This window comes from Rubritalea tangerina (genome assembly GCF_042683245.1).
GTDB lineage: Bacteria > Verrucomicrobiota > Verrucomicrobiia > Verrucomicrobiales > Akkermansiaceae > Rubritalea > Rubritalea tangerina.
In genome coordinates this window covers 1-811 of record NZ_JBHUJB010000060.1, presented here as the reverse complement: position 1 = coordinate 811, position 811 = coordinate 1, and the positions used below count along the sequence as shown (strand labels likewise).

Genomic DNA, 811 nt, shown 5'->3' with positions numbered 1-811 from the left:
CTCACCTTTGCAAGCTTTTTATTTACTTATTTTCAATCAGTTATGCTTAAGTGAACGCGCATGGGCGGATAAGTTCTCCCGCTTTGACAGCCTGAGAAATCACCGTGCTACTAATTCCAGCTTTACGCAGCAGCGCATCTCGCACAATAGGAGATTGCTTTGCTAGATTGAGTAGGTGTTGATACTGAATTTCCATTTTTTAGTAAGATGGTTTCAAGTTACTTAATTTTGGAAATATGGGCGAGTAAGAAGAGACCTAGCGCTTGTCCTACTGATTCTTTGATCAATGCCTTAGATATTATTTTGTTAGATACGCACCACACAAACTTTCTTAGGAAAACTGCGTCTTTGTTGGTTCTGAGCTTACGCGCTCTCCCTAACTAGATATGTATGGCGCATGTTATGACGAGGTGAAACTGGGGAGAGAGGAAGGATGTATTATATTGGTTTAGATGATATTTGAAGAATGTCTATCGATTAACATTCTAATTGTTAGGTTGCTAATGTGGGTGGTTGGGGAGGTGTTGGGTGCTAGCAAATGGATGTGGCTGCGCTGTGGAGAGGGGAAAGGGGAAAGGAGAAAGGAGAAAGGAGAAAGGAGAAAGGAGAAAGGAGAAAGGAGAAAGGAGAAAGGAGAAAGGAGTTTTCAGATTTCAGATTTCAGATTTCAGATTTCAGATTTCAGATTTCAGATTTCAGATTGAAGATTGAAGATTGAAGATTGAAGATTGAAGATTGCAGATTGCACATGCGCGTTCACTTAAGGAGCTGTAGTTTATCCATCAGCGACTTACGACTTCTTCGATCCATC

Annotated in this window: 1 protein-coding gene; it reads left to right on the top strand. The window is 40.8% G+C overall.

Annotated features, from left to right (window positions below):
* Positions 1–538: 538 nt before the first annotated feature.
* Complete coding sequence (locus ACFSW8_RS13510; RefSeq protein WP_377090076.1) at positions 539–718, top strand: hypothetical protein; 180 nt, start codon at positions 539–541, stop codon at positions 716–718.
* Positions 719–811: the final 93 nt, after the last annotated feature.